18 protein-coding genes are annotated in these 18,589 nt (G+C 34.1%); 13 read left to right on the plus strand and 5 right to left on the minus strand.

Features of this window, described 5'->3' with window-relative positions; genetic code table 11:
- The first annotated feature begins 89 nt into the window (after positions 1 to 89).
- The 5 genes from OOL07_RS03105 (at position 90) to OOL07_RS03125 (ending at position 4,379) form a co-directional block, all read left to right on the plus strand.
- Positions 90 to 1,190: a PepSY-associated TM helix domain-containing protein gene (locus tag OOL07_RS03105; protein ID WP_264694965.1), complete on the plus strand. Its 1,101-nt coding sequence runs from the start codon at positions 90 to 92 to the stop codon at positions 1,188 to 1,190.
- Positions 1,191 to 1,201: 11 nt separating this feature from the next.
- Positions 1,202 to 1,801, plus strand: coding sequence for an ABC transporter ATP-binding protein (locus OOL07_RS03110; RefSeq protein ID WP_264694966.1), 600 nt, complete (start codon positions 1,202 to 1,204; stop codon positions 1,799 to 1,801).
- Positions 1,798 to 2,589: an ABC transporter permease gene (locus tag OOL07_RS03115; RefSeq protein WP_264694967.1), complete on the plus strand. Its 792-nt coding sequence runs from the start codon at positions 1,798 to 1,800 to the stop codon at positions 2,587 to 2,589. The genes OOL07_RS03110 and OOL07_RS03115 overlap by 4 nt, the downstream gene beginning before the upstream one ends.
- A gap of 99 nt (positions 2,590 to 2,688) precedes the next feature.
- Entirely contained in the window at positions 2,689 to 3,708 is a 1,020-nt protein-coding gene (locus tag OOL07_RS03120; RefSeq protein ID WP_264694968.1) for a ChuX/HutX family heme-like substrate-binding protein, read from the plus strand.
- An 8-nt stretch (positions 3,709 to 3,716) separates the two neighbouring features.
- Positions 3,717 to 4,379 carry a class I SAM-dependent methyltransferase gene (locus OOL07_RS03125; RefSeq protein ID WP_264694969.1) on the plus strand — a complete coding sequence of 221 codons (663 nt, stop codon included), beginning with the start codon at positions 3,717 to 3,719 and terminating at the stop codon, positions 4,377 to 4,379.
- Here the strand turns inward: OOL07_RS03125 and OOL07_RS03130 are convergent.
- Both OOL07_RS03130 and OOL07_RS03135 read right to left on the minus strand, forming a co-directional pair.
- Positions 4,376 to 4,735, minus strand: a complete 360-nt coding sequence (locus OOL07_RS03130; RefSeq protein WP_264694970.1) for a DUF1523 family protein — start codon at positions 4,733 to 4,735, stop codon at positions 4,376 to 4,378. The two genes, OOL07_RS03125 and OOL07_RS03130, sit on opposite strands and share 4 nt — an antisense overlap.
- A gap of 83 nt (positions 4,736 to 4,818) precedes the next feature.
- Positions 4,819 to 5,658, minus strand: a complete 840-nt coding sequence (locus OOL07_RS03135) for an arylamine N-acetyltransferase family protein (RefSeq protein WP_264694971.1) — start codon at positions 5,656 to 5,658, stop codon at positions 4,819 to 4,821.
- A gap of 311 nt (positions 5,659 to 5,969) precedes the next feature.
- Here OOL07_RS03135 and OOL07_RS03140 point away from each other — a divergent pair, with 311 nt between their 5' ends.
- Positions 5,970 to 6,203 (plus strand): hypothetical protein, encoded by a 234-nt coding sequence (locus OOL07_RS03140; protein WP_264694972.1) that lies wholly within the window; start codon positions 5,970 to 5,972, stop codon positions 6,201 to 6,203.
- 88 nt (positions 6,204 to 6,291) lie between these two features.
- Here OOL07_RS03140 and OOL07_RS03145 read toward each other — a convergent pair whose 3' ends face one another.
- Positions 6,292 to 6,672, minus strand: coding sequence for a hypothetical protein (locus OOL07_RS03145; protein WP_264694973.1), 381 nt, complete (start codon positions 6,670 to 6,672; stop codon positions 6,292 to 6,294).
- Positions 6,673 to 6,842: 170 nt separating this feature from the next.
- On the opposite strand from OOL07_RS03145, the gene OOL07_RS03150 reads away from it, so the two are divergent.
- Entirely contained in the window at positions 6,843 to 7,634 is a 792-nt protein-coding gene (locus OOL07_RS03150) for a tetratricopeptide repeat protein (RefSeq protein WP_264694974.1), read from the plus strand.
- On the opposite strand, the gene metA is transcribed toward OOL07_RS03150, so the two are convergent.
- Together metA and OOL07_RS03160 are read right to left on the minus strand one after the other, a co-directional pair.
- Entirely contained in the window at positions 7,624 to 8,712 is a 1,089-nt protein-coding gene (metA, locus tag OOL07_RS03155) for a homoserine O-succinyltransferase MetA (RefSeq protein ID WP_264694975.1), read from the minus strand. The two genes, OOL07_RS03150 and metA, sit on opposite strands and share 11 nt — an antisense overlap.
- A gap of 13 nt (positions 8,713 to 8,725) precedes the next feature.
- Positions 8,726 to 9,571 (minus strand): ATPase, encoded by an 846-nt coding sequence (locus OOL07_RS03160; RefSeq protein ID WP_264694976.1) that lies wholly within the window; start codon positions 9,569 to 9,571, stop codon positions 8,726 to 8,728.
- A gap of 624 nt (positions 9,572 to 10,195) precedes the next feature.
- On the opposite strand from OOL07_RS03160, the gene OOL07_RS03165 reads away from it, so the two are divergent.
- The 6 genes from OOL07_RS03165 (at position 10,196) to OOL07_RS03190 (ending at position 18,490) form a co-directional block, all read left to right on the plus strand.
- On the plus strand, positions 10,196 to 12,451 hold the full coding sequence (locus OOL07_RS03165) for a CotH kinase family protein (protein ID WP_264694977.1): 2,256 nt from the start codon (positions 10,196 to 10,198) through the stop codon (positions 12,449 to 12,451).
- A 119-nt stretch (positions 12,452 to 12,570) separates the two neighbouring features.
- Positions 12,571 to 14,124, plus strand: coding sequence for a CotH kinase family protein (locus OOL07_RS03170; RefSeq protein ID WP_264694978.1), 1,554 nt, complete (start codon positions 12,571 to 12,573; stop codon positions 14,122 to 14,124).
- A 14-nt stretch (positions 14,125 to 14,138) separates the two neighbouring features.
- Positions 14,139 to 14,774, plus strand: coding sequence for a CotH kinase family protein (locus OOL07_RS03175; protein ID WP_264696314.1), 636 nt, complete (start codon positions 14,139 to 14,141; stop codon positions 14,772 to 14,774).
- A 168-nt stretch (positions 14,775 to 14,942) separates the two neighbouring features.
- A complete protein-coding gene (locus tag OOL07_RS03180; protein ID WP_264694979.1) occupies positions 14,943 to 15,515 on the plus strand; it encodes a DUF4956 domain-containing protein in 573 nt (190 codons plus the stop codon).
- Between the two features lie 3 nt (positions 15,516 to 15,518).
- Positions 15,519 to 16,334, plus strand: coding sequence for a VTC domain-containing protein (locus OOL07_RS03185; protein ID WP_264694980.1), 816 nt, complete (start codon positions 15,519 to 15,521; stop codon positions 16,332 to 16,334).
- Entirely contained in the window at positions 16,331 to 18,490 is a 2,160-nt protein-coding gene (locus OOL07_RS03190) for a CotH kinase family protein (RefSeq protein ID WP_264694981.1), read from the plus strand. The genes OOL07_RS03185 and OOL07_RS03190 overlap by 4 nt, the downstream gene beginning before the upstream one ends.
- The last annotated feature ends 99 nt before the right edge of the window (positions 18,491 to 18,589 follow it).

Consider the following 18,589-nt stretch of genomic DNA (forward strand, 5'->3'; position numbering starts at 1 on the left):
CTATTGCAGAAAATAATTATCTTCTATACTGATAATAAAGATTCTCATTATTAATCTTAATTATAGAAATAGAGGAGATTTATTAAGCAATGGAAAAAGTAACTTATCAAACGACTTATGACTTACCTCAAAACGATGAGATCATACTTTCCCATCAAGCTTCTAAACAACTCCAATCAAGAGTAACCAGCAACCAGAGAGTTACAAAAACCCTTTTAAAGGCTCATGGTTACTTAGGTATTCTATGTAGTTTATTTCTTTTCATTATTGTAGGAACGGGTATTTTATTAGGTTTTTACCAACAATTACGCTATGCTTCTGCTCCCTATAAATTAGATAGTCCTGCGACTCACTCCTTATCTCCAAAAACATTAGTGGAGAAAATTCACGAGCATTACCCTCGGTATCAATTTACCGAACTTAGTCTTTCTTCAAATTTGTGGCATGCAGTAGTTGCAAAAGCTAAAAATGCGGATGGAGAAAACCAAGTAGTTTTTATTAACCCAGCGACAGGCTTTATTTTTGCATCCCAGCCAGCAAATCATCAAGACTGGCTTAGTTTTATTCATTCTTTACATCATGGAAAACCATTTGGGCTAATAGGGAAAATAATTGTAAGTGCTAGCGGATTTTTTCTATTATTTTTATGGTTAATGGGTTTTGTGCTTTGGTGGCGTAACCCTACCCGTGGGTATCATTGGCGTAGGAAGTCTTGGAAAATAAAATTACGGAGCCTACATCGAGGAGTAGGTCTAACCTTAGGTGGAGTAATTGGAATTATGGCTATTTTAGGTGCGTTACTCAATTTTGAAAAACCCTTGAGCCAGCGATTAGATCCTCTACCCTCAATTGGTACAGTAGCGATAAATCAACCTCTTAAAATAGTACAAGCTATTGAAAAAGGGCAAGAGATTTACTCTAAAGATGTACGCCTAGATCGAATTTATTTCCCTAAAGGTAAGCACACTTGGGTAGAGCTACGCTTCCAAGACCATGGGAAAGTTTATTTACATGGAGACAAGCCTATTAAGGTTATTTTACCCACTTCCCGCTGGATCTATTCACTATACTCGTTTCATACTTGGGAATTTTTAAAAATAGGTAGATCTTGGGTCATTTCAATTCTAGGTCTAATTACCCTAGGGCTTATCTCAAGCGGAATAATTACTTATTGGCGTAAAAGTACTTAAGTACCATTCTAATGCTTGCCGTATATGATCTATGCCGACCGGGGTTATTATCCTCAAGCTCATTTAAACTTGATTCTAGCGAATGTCTTAGCATACAAGGTGCATCAGGGTCGGGAAAAAGTGTACTCTTAAGAGCTATTGCTGATCTTGATCCAAATGAAGGTAGGGTAATGCTAGATAACCAGTGGAGAGAGACTATTCCAGCGTACCAATGGCGAAAACAAGTTATTTATTTATCACCTGAGTTAGGTTGGTGGAATGTCTGTGTTGTTGAGCATTTTTCATCTTGGGAGGCAGCACTTCCTTGGGTAAGGATATTAAATTTACCGGAGACTATTTACGCACGTACAATACAATCCCTATCTACGGGTGAACGTCAGCGGCTGGCTTTAATTCGAGCACTAGTTTTAAATCCACGGGTGCTCCTATTAGATGAACCTACTTCAGGGCTTGATCCAGAGAGTGTCTATGCCGTAGAACATACGCTCATGTCCTGTCTTGATACAGGTATGAGCATTCTTTGGGTGACTCATAACCCTGCTCAAGCTTGCCGAATTTCAAAACGATGTTTATGGCTAGAAAAAGGTAGTACTCGAGAGGAAAATATTTGAACTCTATTACCCCTAGCTACTTTGATTTAGCAATTGCTTCAATACTCATATTGCTAAATGGGGGTTTATCTTTTTTTTTAGGATTAAAACTTGAAAGATCTCTAATTATTGCTAGCTTTCGCATGGTGCTACAGCTAGCAATAATTAGCCTTGTGCTAAAAAAGCTATTTACTTTAAATTCTCCAGTATGGATAAGTTTTATTATCATCATTATGATGGCTTTTGCTGGCTGGGAAATATTAGTACGGCAAACCCATCGTTTGGTAGGATGGAGACTTTATGGTTTAGGAGCAGGGAGTATATTATTAGCCACTAGCCTAATAACACTCACTTTCTTAGCTACAAACATACATCCAGATCCTTGGTATGATCCACGCTACCTATTACCACTGCTAGGCATGGTCTTAGGTAATACAATGACTGGAATTAGTCTTGGGCTACATAATCTTTTTTCTGGATTAATCAAAGATAAAATCTCTATTGAGAATCAACTGGCCTTAGGAGCAACTTATTGGATAGCTGTACTTCCTATTATCCGTAATGCACTGCAAAGTGCGTTGATGCCTACTATTAATGCTATGGCAGCTACTGGCTTAGTGTGGTTTCCTGGGATGATGACGGGTCAAATATTAGCGGGGGTTTACCCAACTGAAGCGGTAAAATATCAAATATTAATTATGTTTTTCATCACGGGTAGTACAGGCTTTGGATCAATGAGTGCGGTGATTGGGGGAGCTTATTGGCTCACAGATTCGAGAGATCGCTTGCGTCTAGATCGATTTAGTTAATTATCTATTGGGTGAGCCATTAGTAGTTGACTTTTTATATTAAATGATTATCATTATCATTTAAAGGAAATAAAATTACCACTAAGAGGTTATCTTAAAATGCTTACTCTGACCGCCCCTTCTTACTCTTCAAGACAAAAAGAAGATACATTTAAAAGTGCTACGCATCAAAAAAATATAAGTGAGGTAGAAGTTTTAGCTAAAAAATGTGGAGGTACAGTAACCCGACTAAGTGGACTAAAAGATTTAATTCAAGAGTTACCCAAGCTGGGAAAAATAAGAGTAGTTATGAGTAATCCATATGCTATTCAGGGACAGATTGATCAATACGAACAAGCTACACTACTAGGCAATCAAGGAAACGTTCAAGGGAACAGTACCTGTTTATGCCTACTATTAAATCATTGGCGTCATGGATTTGCTGTTCAAGATTGGGATAGTTACGGAAAATTTTCTCAGAGCTTACAATTTTTTGATCGGGATGGGGTAGAAGTCTATAAAACATACCTTACTTCCAAGAGTAATCAATATACTTATAAAAACTTAATATCTCATTATCATAGCTCCGATCAAACTCCTCGCCAATCTATTTCCCCTTTACCTAGTAAAGTTTATGCTGATTGTAATCAAGTAAACTTAGACCAACTACATCAATGTTGGCAAACAATGCAGGATCTTCAAGATTTACCCAAAATTTTCCATTACTTTGGCGTAAACCAGCTTAAAGGGCTAGAATCTGCAGGTACAGATTATGCAATACCTATTTCTATAGTCCATTTACAATTTATGCTAGGGTTACTGCAAGAATCAAAACTCCCTGTTGTATTTCATACTTATAATCAAGGAGGAATACAAGCCTACCAAGGCAAGGTTCAATATTATTCAGCAACTAGAAACGGTATTATTATTTTGGATACTTGTTTTTCTCTCCGTATTCGATCTTTAAAAGAAATAAGTATATGGATTATTCGTAAATTTAAGGGAAACAACGAAAGGGCAGTCATTAGCTTATATGATCGTTTTGGCACGCTCATTTTTCAGATCTCTAGCCGGCTTGGATATGGACGTACTACAAAAAAGATTTGGCAACGGTTATTAACTAGCTTAGAGAAAATTTAGGAACTTTAATGGAAAAATCTGATTTGATACCTAAAACTAAAGGATCTGTATTAAAGTGGCAGGCTCATATCTATGATTTTGAATGTACTTTAGTAGGACTAAGTAGCAGTTTTCGTCAAGTTACCTTAAATTATGTTCAGCTTAACGCTGGAATGAAGGTGTTAGATATAGGCTGTGGTACAGGGGTACTTACTCGACTAGCTGCTGAGAAAATAGGGGATACGGGTGAAATTATTGGCATTGATCCATCGCCACAAATGATTTCTTTAGCTCAAAAAAAATCCCTGCAACTTCAAAGTACTGCTAAATTTAAATTAGAGGTTATTGAAAATCTTCCTTTTCCAGATCGCTCTTTTGATCTAGTACTTTCTAGCTTGATGTTCCACCACTTACCTACTGATCTAAAATTAAAAGGGTTACAGGAAATATATCGAGTGCTTAGACCAGATGGACGATTTTTAGGGGCAGATATTGGAAAGCCTAAATACTCCTTGTGGTGGTTGGTACTGTGGCCTTATCTTATAATTCCTAATATTGCAACGAATATTAAAGGAGAAATCCCTAATTATCTAAATCAGGCTGGATTTGAAAAAACGGAAACTTTGGGGTATTGGTTTTCCTTAATTAATTTTTGGTCTGCAAAAAAACCGGCTTTTGCTCCTAAAAATTAATCTTTCTCTTTTATAATTTTTACTTTTGTTACATTCCAAAACCAAGAAAATAGATTAGATCGCCAGCCATAGTAACGTATTTTTACTGGAGTTTTTTCCTGAGCTGCATAAGCAGCTAGTCCTTGAATATCTGCACTATTAAATTTTAAATGAGATAAAGAATCTTCATTCCGAAAAACCATCTGTTTATTATTAGCTTGTTTAATCGCAGTAATTCGATATTGATCTTTGTTATTTGTACGTTTTACTTCAGTATTAACCACGGTAAATATAGCATTTCTCGGCCATTGATAGCTTAAAAATAAGATAGCTATAATAGCGATAAGGGAAAATAAGACTGTCTTTAATGTATTCACTGAAGCACTCTTAAAAGTAAATATGTATTAATAACTATAAATTATAAGTAATAACTATTATCTTTAAAGTATATTACAATTTTCTACAGTTTGTGATGCTCTTGATGAATAATTTGGGTCAATTTTTCATCTAACCCCGGTAAATTGTAAAGTGGAAGAGCAAATATATCCTGCAATACTTCCTTAATTTCTGTGGATGAAACAAAGTATTTTCTTTCTGGATCTTTATTGAAGTTATAAGTAGTCAGTCTGTTATCTTTTAGTGCATAGTGACCATTATTACATCGTTTTACCACAATAAGATGATTGATAAATAGGGATTTTGGATGGGTAGCTGTGAACCAATTTGTCATCTCAAAATCAGGAAAATATTGGGGTGTTAAATTAAATGTGTATAAAACACGCCACTGGTTTTCTACTAACGCAAGCAGTGTGAATTCATCTTTATCTTGGATAAATTTATAATCTTCGTGGGTAGTCTTCTGAACACTATTTGATTTCAGTAATAAAGGTTGCGTTGGGACTAGCCCACCAAATCCCACATCTACATGAAACAGGGTATTATCGATATCTACTATCAAAATCATATGGGTTCTAGGATTTTGAGGTGATTCCTCTATTGCATTATTTCTCCAAACTCTTCCTATCGCCCCTTTTACTCTAAAGCCTATAGCTTCTAATATTTGTTTAAAAAATAGGCTATGCTCGAAACAGTAACCCCCTCGATGATCTTGTAAAAATTTTCTTTGAAGCGAATAAGTATCTAATTTTACTGGGATTCCTAAAAAAGGATTTAGGTTTTCAAAAGAAATATGATGGGTATGCTGTTTTTGCAGCAGAATTAAAGTAGCTAAATCTGGTGTAGGATTTGAGTATTGCCAGCTTATTCTCTTTAGGTAATTATTTAGGGTTTCTAAATTCATTTAGATCAATAGTTTTTAAATACACAGCTAGATATTAATCTTCTTGAGAAGAAACTGGTAGGATTTAAGATCCAGAATACTAATACAGCAAAAGATAATTTCTCAAACCGTAATTATTATTATGGAAAAAAATAGTTTGTATAGAAATTTTAACAGTTAAGTATTTTAGGTAGCTATAAATCTCTGTACAAATTGCCTAAAAGTGTTTAAATCTTTCTTAAAGATTTAAGTTTATTTTTTACTTTCTTGCATAAGGTGTAATATTTAGTTATGTTTTCTAAATAATGCTTTTTAAAAAAAGAGGGAAATAAATGCGCTATAGAGAAACTTCTCCAGAAGATGTAGTAGGTATTCAAGATACTGGAGCCGATGAAGGTATCATGATGGTCACCGCCATTTACTCTTTAATAGTGGGTGTTGGTATTTGTATTTTAGGAATTAAAAAGCGGGTCTTCTGGGCAGTTATTTCAGGGGCAAGTATGGCACTTGCAAGTATAGCTTATCTTATAGCATCAGCTTTAGGTTATGCTAATATCTGGCATTAAACATAGATTTCAAGCGTAACTTTGTATATCCCATGTGAACACATGGGATTTATACGCATTTATGTTTGGTGGTCCTAAAACTCCTGACCTAATCTTCTTCTCTAAGGAATTCTTCGTCATCTATATTTAAAAAATTATCTATTTCATTTAAATCTTCATCTTCAGAGTTATTTTTTCCTTTATCTATCGATTGGATATTTTTAATGATTTTAGGCAGGCTAAAGCTTTCTTTAGCAGCCAAATAGCTTTTCTTTAGCTCTTTAGTAAGATCTGCCTCATTTTCATCTAACTCTTCCATTTTTTCTTCAACAATAGTTCGGCGATATTCTAAAATTGCTCCTTTTTTAAAATTAAATAAATAAATCGTTTCATCACTGCCTGTATGTAGCTCATAATCTAAAACAATAGGTGTACTTTTCTCTCCAGAATTAAGATATCCATACCAGAGTGCTTTATCATCTATACTCATTTTTATACCCTTTATATAATTGATTTTTAAATTCTAGGTTATTTAATTGAAGAGTTAAAAAAAATCAAGGATGATAAATGTACTTAATTTGGTTTAATTAATCTATACATAAAGTGCAAAAAATTTACTTTTTTATACTAAAAAAATTCATGCAGGAGATTTCACGCTTAATGTATCAAGCAATAAAATTTTCCACCCACCAGAAGATAATATTTTTAATATTATTTCTAAGCCTATTCTCATTTGCTCAAGCTGATGAACAAGAACCTACTTATGAGTTTAAAGATCTTAGCCCTATTGAGAAAAAAGAAGATCCGCAAATTTCAGCCCATCTTGATTTGGGTAGAAAAGCCTATAAGAGCCAAGATTACAATACAGCTCTTAAAGAACTCAAACCTCTTGCGGAAAAGGGTAATAAAAATGCTCAATATTATATGGGGTTAATGTATGCTAATGGACATGGATTACCCTTAGATACTAAAAAAGCTGAACAATGGTTTGATAAATTTGTTCAACAAATCGGAATGGATGGTAAATTCAATTTAGGAGTCATGTACTACCAAGGAAGTGGGGTGCCGCAAAATTATGAGATAGCAATCAATTGGTTTAAAAAAGCAGCTAAAGATGGAGATTATGAGGCTCAATTCAATCTTGGTTATTTCTATGAAAATGGCTATGGTGCTGAAGAAGATCTGAAAGAAGCTATTAAGTGGTATCAAGAAGCAGCCAATCATGGTTTAGCACAGGCTCAAATTAAACTAGGAGAATTCTATAGCGATGGCTATGGAGTTGCCCAAAATAATGTACAGGCTTATTTTTGGCTTAGCCTTGCAGCAGAGCAAGGAAATAAAGAAGCAACTGAATTTAGAGATTCCATTGCTAAAGAAATGACAAAAAAACAAATCGATGAAGCAATTGCTTTAACAAAACAATGGAGTCCTACAAGCTTGCCTATGAAATAGCAGTATTTCGACAACGTAACCCTAAAGGATCATGAGGATTTACTCCCTCTTTGAAAGGAATGCAGCGATCGTGATGAGTAACCTGATAGACATTACCAATCCAATTATTTAATACAGTTTCTGCTGTGTCATGCCATGTATTATCTAAAGAGTTTACAACTAATGATTCGGGAAAATCAGGGATAGATGAACCATTATCTCTAGCTATGATAATTTGATCTTTATATTCTTCTAAAATTGCTTGGCTTTTTAAGCAAAAATAATTTTTAGGGAAAGGAGGGTAATCTTCTCGTTGTCTATGGACAAAGCGTAATACTTCACGTTTATATTCTTTTAGCAGACTAATGCTGTCGTATTCTGGATGGCCTTGAAAAAATACAATGCGAAATAGATCTTCGCTAACTGCCAGATGGACTCCTCCCTTTTCGCTTTCTGCTAGGATATGAATACCTGCCTTTTTAAATTGATCCATACTAATATCATTGAATCGGGAGTGGGGCACATCAAAGCGAGTATTTGCCCCCCGAACTAAAGGGTGGTTTCGATCCACAACCTGATGAGAGAAAACACCCCAACGTTTAACCGGCAGTCTTTGACGTGGTTGATGATAACGAAACTCTAGCACTGCATGGGTTGCAAGACAGGAACATAAGGTAGAGGTGACATTATCATAAGCCCAATTAATAATCTTAATTAAAGGCTCCCAAAATGGTTCAAGAGAAAGTTGGGGTTGGGTAACATTAGCACCTGTAATGATTAACGCATCTAATCCTTCTTCTTGAAGTTGCTCAAAGGGTTGGTAGTACTTTTTAATATATTCGGTTGCCTCTTGGCTACGGTTAATTTCTGGTAGAGTAAAAGGATGTAGATAAAATTGGGCAATTTGATTACTCTCTCCAATAAGGCGAAAAAATTGTCGCTCAGTTGCTGCAAGAGCTGCATCTGGCATCATATTTAACAATCCAATGTGCATACCACGAATATCTTGGCGGATAGCTACTTCCTTGGGAATAATCGTTTCCCCCTCTTGTCTCAATCGCTCAAAAGTGGGTAAATCAGAGTTAGCAACTAAAGGCATAGGTCGTTTATTATTAAGCTTGTCTTGCGATTGCGGTTTCTAGTAACTGTAAAAAACTTCTTTCATCATTGACTTCTGCGAGCTCATTTGTAGTAATAGTATAGCCAATACTATCTGCAACGGCTTGATAACGTGGGAGTCTGGCATAAAATAAGCGAGGAAAGACCCAACGAGCAAATTCATCAGGATCTATTAAAGCCACATATGGGAGCTCTTTTTCTTGACTATATTGAGCAAGCTGCTCATCTAGAAAATCGTCTCTAAAATAGAGAGGTTTAGGATATTCTTCAGCACGTTTAATGAGGGCTTGCTCATTTTTTTCAGTAGTTTTAATATACAAAATTAAAGTATGCTGTGCTAGAGTAGTCAAAACGCTAGCATCATTTAGTTCTGAAATACTTCCCCCCGCATCATTTATAAAATGCTGGTAACCATAAATACTGCGAGATTTATGGATAAACTCAGGCACATCTTTCATCGCAGCAATTTCTGCTTGCCGGTGTAATTCTTGCCGGCGTTTAAATTCTTTTAATCCTAATCCCCCTAGCTCTGGATTACCTAATTTTCCTAAAAAACTAGATACGGGACTTAAGTTATCTACGGTAATGTTATTACGAATATGAATGGAGTCTGACCGAAGTAAATCCCTTAAAAAAGGGATATGTATCATTTGTTGCTTGATATTATCAAGAATAGACTCATCTAAATAGCGGGCACCAATCCGGTAATCCCCAGAATAATGAAACCAATTATGCTTATAGAGCATAGAGGCAAGATAAGTTTTCCCTACCCCGGACATACCGAGCAGAGTAATTGCCTTATTTTTCCAATCTTTAAACCTTTTAACCGTAAATTTCATATTATATTACTTGATCTATCAATTGTTATGTTATTGAAGATTATATGAGTTCCCAATGTGGTAATAGATACTCAACTTATTATTGAGTTGTAGGATAGAAAAATAGGGCTTAAATTCAGAAATACAGTACTTATAATTTAATGAAAAAAGAACCTATTGAATAGTTATTATTGGACTTCTATAGCTAATTTATTATAAATTTCTTATCTTAACCAAAAATCTATCATGAGAAATCAATCTTTACCAGTACTTAACTTATCATTGTTGCAGTAGAATTTTACGTATAAAGTAGTTTCCCTAAAAATGATAGAAGTTAATAACTAGTAGTATTAAAGGATTTCTCAACTATATATTCTGCTAAGGAAATTCTTGAAAAAAAATGGATATTCATAGAATAATGAAATAGACTCTATCTCTATAGAGTATAAGATTAGATCATAGATAAAAATTCTTTATAATACATAGCAAGAAGAGCCTTATTGATTTCAGTGTCACCCTGTAAAATGGGCATTACTCTTCAAACTACCAGTGACCATACTAGTTAACTCGTTGAGAATAACATCTTCTCTGTAATGAATTAGCTAATCTCGCTAAAAATACACCAGAATTTTCAAAGCCACTCCTATGAGTTTCAGAATAAAAACTTTACTATTAATCATAGTAAGCATCAGTATTATATTCAATACAACAAATGTAAACGCATCTGCAACCCTACAAGAGACTAAGCATACTGAACTACATGAAGTTATCTTTTCTCAACCTTCAGGATTTTACAAAAAAGACTTTACACTCACCCTAAGCCATCCAGATAACAATGTAATCATCTATTACACCTTAGATGGATCAGAGCCTGATCCCAATAACTTAAAGGGTAGTACCTATCGGTATAAAAATAACTACGAGCAACCACCTAATAAACCTAAAGATAACTTTCTATACCATCGTTATAAAACCTATCAATATAGCCAACCCATTCTTATCAAAGATAGAACAAATGAGCCTGATAGAATTTCTCAAATTTCTACCACAACAGATAAATGGCCTTTTTATTTTCCCCAACCTTGGGGAGTGTATGAGGTTAATAAAGTCATTAATAGAATAAATTATTTTCCTAATAGAGTAATTCGTAAATTTCACAAAATTACTACTGGTGAAATAACCCCTATAGGTACAAAAACATTTATTCCGCTGATTACTACAAAAAACTACAGTAATAAAGGTACCTCAGTTAGAGCTATTGCAGTAAGTCAAGAAGGGATAAAGAGTCCTATAGTTACTCATACCTTTTTTATCTGGGATAAAAATATTTTTCATTCACCCATTATCGCACTCACCGCACCAGAAAAAAATTTGTTTGATTACGATGAGGGAATATTTGTCGCAGGTAAAGATTATGATGAGTGGCTTATTACCGATCCAAATTGGATGATTACTGATATTAAAGCTCCAGCAAATTGGCGCCGAAAAGGTAAACGTATAAAAGCTACTCTAGAGCAGATTGATTCAAATCAATCATACCCAAACTTAAATATAGAGATAAAGATTCATGGCAACAGTTCTCGTGTAAATACAGACAAAAACTTTAGAATTTATTTAAAGAAAAATCAATCCTTAGTGGGTTTCACCCCTAATGGGGAAGATTTAAAAGGACTACGTTTTAATTTTATAATTGATGGAAGAGAGAGTACTAATAGTACTGGAATTGTTTTTATTTCCGATACTACGGCACAAAGGATAGTAGAAGGATTATCTTTTGGTACCCAAAGCTCTTATGGTTATCGAAATATCTTTTTAAATGGAGAGTACTATGGCGTTAGAAATATACGAGATGTAAAAGATACCCGCTATATTCGCTATTTCTACCATCTGCCGCATAAGAAAAAAATACAATTGCTCTTTAATAAATTTAATAATGAAATTTCTACTACTAAAAGGCTTCCTCCTATTTTAAAAGGGGACTTCCAAGAATGGAAAGACCTTAACCAAGCCTTTAATCAAAAAGAGAATCAAAATATAGATTTTGCTCAAAAATATATCGATATCAACAGCTTTATTGATTATTATGTTGCTGAAATTTTTCTAGCTAATAAAGACTGGCCAGATAATAATTATGCTTTTTGGAAATACTTAGGAAAGTATAATCAAAACAGCTCTACCTCAGATGGTAGGTATCGTTGGCTTATTTATGATTTAGATGCTACTTTCAAAGATATTAATACTAATTATCTAGAAAAGGCTATTGATATTCGCACCCAACAATACTTATTTACTTCTATATTTCGTTCTCTGCTAAATAACTTAGAATTCAAAGAACAATTTATTACTCGGTTTAGCGATTTAATGAATACTACCTTTGTCCCTGAGCGAATGGTTAAGATTATTGAAAATACGAAACAAGAAGTAGAAAAAGATGTCCCACTTCACATTAAGCGCTGGAAATCTCGTAATATAAACGACTGGAAAAGTGATGTATCAAATATGGTTAATTTTGCTCGAGAACGTCCAGCTATTCAATACCAGCAGCTACAAGATTTTTTCAAACTAAGTAGTATTTATCAGCTTAAGGTAGATGTAAATGATCCAGGGTTTGGATCGATAAAAATTAATACACTTCACTTAGGGTTAAAAGATAATGAATTAACAAAACCAGTAGCAGCTAGTCATTTACCTACTCTGATGGAAGATGTTTTGGCATTTCCTTGGCAAGGTAAATATTTTCAGGATTTACCGCTCAAACTAGAGGCTATTCCTAAACTTGGCTATCAATTTAGCTATTGGCAGGGAGAGGGGCTTAGTCAAGAGCAAATAATCAATTCTATTTTAGAGTTACTGCCACAATCTAATATAAAACTTGTCGCCGTGTTCGAGAAAGTGAATTGATTTAATTACCTTTTAAAGCTAAATTTTTAAATTTATTAGGGCTATAATATCGGACTCATAATAGAGCTCTATCTCCATTAATCGTTAGACTCTAATTCACAAAATTACCCCACTGTATTATGAACTCTAGAATACAAGCACTATTACTGATAAGTATATATAGCCTGTTTAACATAGCATCTCTAAAAGCAGACACAACTGCACAAGCCAGCCTAGAGAAAAACCCAACAACCCCTAACGAAGTTATCTTTTCTCAACCTTCAGGATTTTACAAAGAAGACTTTACCCTTACCCTAAGCCATCCAGATAACAACATCACCATTTATTACACCCTAGATGGATCAGAGCCTGATCCCAACAACTTAAAGGGTAGTACCTATCGCTATAAAAATAACTATGAGCAACCACCTAATAAACCTAAAGATAACTTTCTATACCATCGTTATAAAACCTATCAATATAGCCAACCCATTCTTATCAAAGATAGAACAAATGAGCCTGATAGAATTTCTCAAATTTCTACCACAACAGATAAATGGCCCTTTTATTTTCCTCAGCCTTGGGGGGTATATGAAGTCAATAGAATTGTTGAAAAAATAAATATAATAACCCATAAAGAAACGATTCCTTTACCCTTAATTACTTTAAAAAAGCATGGCTATAAAGGTACACCATTCAGGGCAATTGCGGTTAATGAATTTGGAATAAAAAGCCCGATTACTACCCATACTTTCTTTATTGGTAACCGAGAAGAATTTCATCTACCTATTATTGCTTTAACTGTTCCAGAGAAGGATTTATTTGATTACGACGAGGGAATATTTGTCGCAGGTAAAGATTATGATGAATGGCTAAGCTCTAATCCTGAAAGATTAAAACCCTCTAGATCTGATAGTACACCAGCTAACTGGCGTAGAGAAGGTAAATCTACCAATAGAAAGCCCGCAACTTTAGAGCCACTTAATCTAGATCAAATATCACTTTCTTTAGACACACAATTAAAACTACAGGGGAATAGTTCCCGTAGTGCATTTGATAAAAGTTTTAGAATTTATTTAAAGAAAAATCAATCCTTGGTGGGTTTCACCCCTAATGGGGAAGATTTAAAAGGACTAAATTTTAATTTTAGAGTAAGCAATAACTTTATTCTTGACGCTGCAGCACAAAGGATAGTAGAAGGATTATCTTTTGGTACCCAAAGCTCTTATGGTTATCGAAATATCTTTTTAAATGGAGAGTACTATGGCGTTAGAAATATACGAGATGTAAAAGATACTCGCTATATTCGCTATTTCTACCATCTGCCGCATAAGAAAAAAATACAATTGCTCTTTAATAAAGCCGATAATGAAACTCCAACTAATAAGGATTTACCTCCTATTTTAAAAGGGGACTTCCAAGAATGGAAAGACCTTAACCAAGCCTTTAATCAAAAAGAGAATCAAAATATAGATTTTGCTCAAAAATATATCGATATCAACAGCTTTATTGATTATTATGTTGCTGAAATTTTTCTAGCTAATAAAGACTGGCCAGATAATAATTATGCTTTTTGGAAATACTTAGGAAAGTATAATCAAAACAGCTCTACCTCAGATGGTAGGTATCGTTGGCTTATTTATGATTTAGATGCTACTCAAAGACTTTCAAAGATATTAATACTAATTATCTAGAAAAGGCTATTGATATTCGCACCCAACAATACTTATTTACTTCTATATTTCGTTCTCTGCTAAATAACTTAGAATTCAAAGAACAATTTATTACTCGGTTTAGCGATTTAATGAATACTACCTTTGTCCCTGAGCGAATGGTTAAGATTATTGAAAATACGAAACAAGAAGTAGAAAAAGATGTCCCACTTCACATTAAGCGCTGGAAATCTCGTAATATAAACGACTGGAAAAGTGATGTATCAAATATGGTTAATTTTGCTCGAGAACGTCCAGCTATTCAATACCAGCAGCTACAAGATTTTTTCAAACTAAGTAGTATTTATCAGCTTAAGGTAGATGTAAATGATCCAGGGTTTGGATCGATAAAAATTAATACACTTCACTTAGGGTTAAAAGATAATGAATTAACAAAACCAGTAGCAGCTAGTCATTTACCTACTCTGATGGAAGATGTTTTGGCATTTCCTTGGCAAGGTAAATATTTTCAGGATTTACCGCTCAAACTAGAGGCTATTCCTAAACTTGGCTATCAATTTAGCTATTGGCAGGGAGAGGGGCTTAGTCAAGAGCAAATAATCAATTCTATTTTAGAGTTACTGCCACAATCTAATATAAAACTTGTCGCCGTGTTCGAGAAAGTGAATTGATTATATTCTATTTATATTTAAACAAATAATAGTAGAGAGCAAAACCAGTAATTTTTTATATATAAGCACTTTGAGTCCCTCTATTTATTATAATATTAGGAATTAGTAGAGTAGAATAGATTCTCTCCCTCTTACTTAATTTTATATAAATTTAATGAAAAAAATATTATGTTAGAAGCTGAATTTATTAAACTTTTAATCAGTTTCACTATAAATACCCTAGCAGTAGCTATTTTACTGTTTGGTATGTTTTGGCCACGGTACAAAAATAAAGAAATTACCCTGGCTGCAGCTTTATTTAATACTTTCACTTTTGGTGTTCTTTCTATCTTATCTAATGTAGATTTTAGTATTGCGGCAGGTTTTGGTTTATTTGCGATTCTCGCCTTATTTAATTTACGATCTGAGGCAATAGATAAATCCAGTATTGCTTACTTTTTCGGTGGTATCTCTATTGCGGTTATTACCTCAATAGGGGGGGCTAGCTTTAGCTTTGTAATTACAATACTAACTATTGTATTAGGATTAGTCTATTTAGTAGACCACCCTAAGATATTCCGTTATACCGGACAGATCAACGTTACTTTAGATTCTATCCCGCAAAATATTCTGGCTGAATCTGAACTCTTATATAAAGAATTATCGCAACGACTTAATGTAGAAGTAATTTCTGCAAAAGTCCTTTCTATAAATTATGTGACTGAAGTTGTAAAAATAGAAATTAGCTACAAAATTTCATAAGCTATGGAGTTTAAAAATACTCTTCAAGGCTTTACAGGAATTAGCTTAGCTGAGCTAAAAGATCGTGCTGAATTAATGCAGCGTGCTAATAACAAGTATGTTTTAGACACAAATACGCTTATTATTTTTCTAGAGGCGATGCAAAATGATTTTTGCATATTAGAAATCAATAAGATTAGAGATTTTACCTATCATAATATTTATTGGGATAGCCCAAATTTACGTACTTTTTACGATCACAATAAAGATCGACGTAAACGTTTTAAGGTGCGTTTTCGCTATTACCTAGAAAGTAATTTATTTTTCTTCGAGGTAAAAATTAGGGAAGCTCGAAGTATTACTTATAAATATCGACTACCTATCGATATAGAAACTTATCAAACAAAGAGATTACCTGAAGCATTGTTCAGGTTTCTTAGTGAAAAAATATACCAACATTATGCTTACACATTAGCTAATGATTTTATTCCAAGTATTCAAAATAGTTATCTACGCTTAACCCTAGTTGCAAAAGAGAGTGTTGAGCGAATTACGGTAGATCATCAGCTTCTTTTTACCTTTGAACAACAAAAGGATAACCTACCCTTCAATCGGTATATTATTGAAGTAAAATCTACTACAGGACGCAGTAGCGTAGATCGTTGGTTACAACACAATCATTATCGCCCTGTAAGTAAATGCTCAAAATATAGCATAGGTGTAAGTTTGCTTAAATTAACTCATAAAAACACTCAATTTACCCCAACTATTCGCCGAGCGTTTCATAAACCTATGGATAGTTTTAAACATATATCTCTATCCGTAAAGCCCCCTTCATGAACTCTAGAATACAAGCGCTATTACTGATAAGTATATATAGCCTGTTTAACATAGCATCTCTAAAAGCAGACACAACTGCACAAGCCAGCCTAGAGAAAAACCCAACAACCCCTAACGAAGTTATCTTTTCTCAACCTTCAGGATTTTACAAAGAAGACTTTACCCTTACCCTAAGCCATCCAGATAACAACATCACCATTTATTACACCCTAGATGGATCAGAGCCTGATCCCAACAACTTAAAGGGTAGTACCTATCGCTATAAAAATAACTATGAGCAACCACCTAATAAACCTAAAGATAACTTTCTATACCATCGTTATAAAACCTATCAATATAGCCAACCCATTCTTATCAAAGATAGAACAAATGAGCCTGATAGAATTTCTCAAATTTCTACTACCTTTGATGAAAAACCAGATTATTTTCCTCAAAAAAATCAGGGCTCAAATAATACAAACAGAATAATTAAAGGTACTCCAGTACGTGCTATTGCTGTCAATGAGGCTGGAGTAAAAAGCCCGATGATTACCCATACTTTTTTTATTGGCAGTCAAGAAGAGTTTCACTTGCCTATTATCGCTTTGACTGTGCCAGAGAAAGATTTATTTGGCTACGATGAAGGGATATTTGTTGTAGGTCGTGATTATGATGAGTGGTTAGCCACTGAACCAGAGCAACTTAAACCTTCTCGGGCAAGTAGTACACCGGCTAATTGGCATAGAAAAGATAAAGTCGCTACAAGAAAAAATGCTGCTATGGAGCAGCTTAATTTAAACCAAGAATCACCGAATTTAGATGTAAAAATAAGTATTCATGGAAATGGATCTCGAATGAATCGAGACAAGAGCTTTAGGATCTATTTAGGTAGATATCAATCCTTAGCACACTTTGTCCCCAATGGTAGTTCTTTAAAAGAATTACGTTTTAATTTTAAGGTAGGAAAACGTAAAACAAATAATTTTATTACTTTTATCACAGATACTGCAGCTCAAAGAATCATAGCAGGATTATCCTTTGGTACCCAAAACTCCTACGGCTATCGGAATATCTTCTTAAATGGAGAATATTATGGCATTAGAAATATCCAAGATGTAAAAGATACTCGCTATATTCACCATTTTTACCACTTGAATCATAGAAAAAAAATAGAATTACTCTTTAATAGATCCAATAATGAAATTCCTAATAATGAATATCATCTCCCTATTCTAAAAGGAAGTTTTCAAGAATGGAGGAAAATTAACCAAGCCTTTGAACAAAAAGAAAATCAAAATATAAACTTTGCCCAAAAATATATCGATATCAACAGCTTTATTGATTACTATATCGCTGAAATTTATCTGGCTAATAGAGACTGGCTAGATAATAATTATGCTTTTTGGAAATACTCAGGGAAGAATCGTGAGAATAACCCTATCGCAGATGGTAGGTATCGTTGGCTTATTTATGATTTAGATGCTACTTTCAGAGAAAGTAATACTAATTCTTTAGAAAAGACTACTGATATTAATGATCGGCAATATCTATTTACCTTTATATTTTCTACGTTACTTAAAAATCCTGAGTTTAAAGAGCGATTTATTACTCGATTTAGCGATTTAATGAATACCACGTTTGTTCCTGATCGAATGGTTAGGGTGATTGAAAATATGAAACAAGAAGTAGAAAAAGATGTCCTACTTCACATTAAACGCTGGAAATCTCCTATTAGCATAGAAGCTTGGCAAGATAATATTAACATTATGGTTAATTTTGCTCGAGAGCGTCCAGCTATTCAATATCAACAGCTACAGGATTTTTTCAAGCTAGACGATACTTATCAGCTTAAGGTAGCTATAAATGATCAAGCTGCAGGGACAGTAAAAGTCAATACGCTTCAGTTAGGATTAAAGGATAATGAATTAACAAAGCCAGTGGCAGCAAGTAGTGCTGCTATATTAATGGAGCAAGTACTGGCTTTTCCTTGGCAGGGTAGGTATTTTAAAGAATTACCCCTTAAACTAGAGGCTATTCCTAAACTTGGCTATCAATTTAGTCATTGGCAAGGAGAGGGATTTACTCAAGAACAAGCAATTAATCCTATTTTAGCGTTACAGCCAAAATCTAATATAAAGCTTGTTGCCATGTTTGAAAAAGTGAACTATGTACAGTAAATAATAGTAGAGAGCGAAACCAGTAATCTTTAGGGGATCGATCTGTATAGTCACTATCTAGCTAGCATTAGAAACTAATTCACAAAATTACCCCACTGT

Source organism: Candidatus Nitrosacidococcus sp. I8, from assembly GCF_945836005.1.
Taxonomy (GTDB): domain Bacteria; phylum Pseudomonadota; class Gammaproteobacteria; order Nitrosococcales; family Nitrosococcaceae; genus Nitrosacidococcus.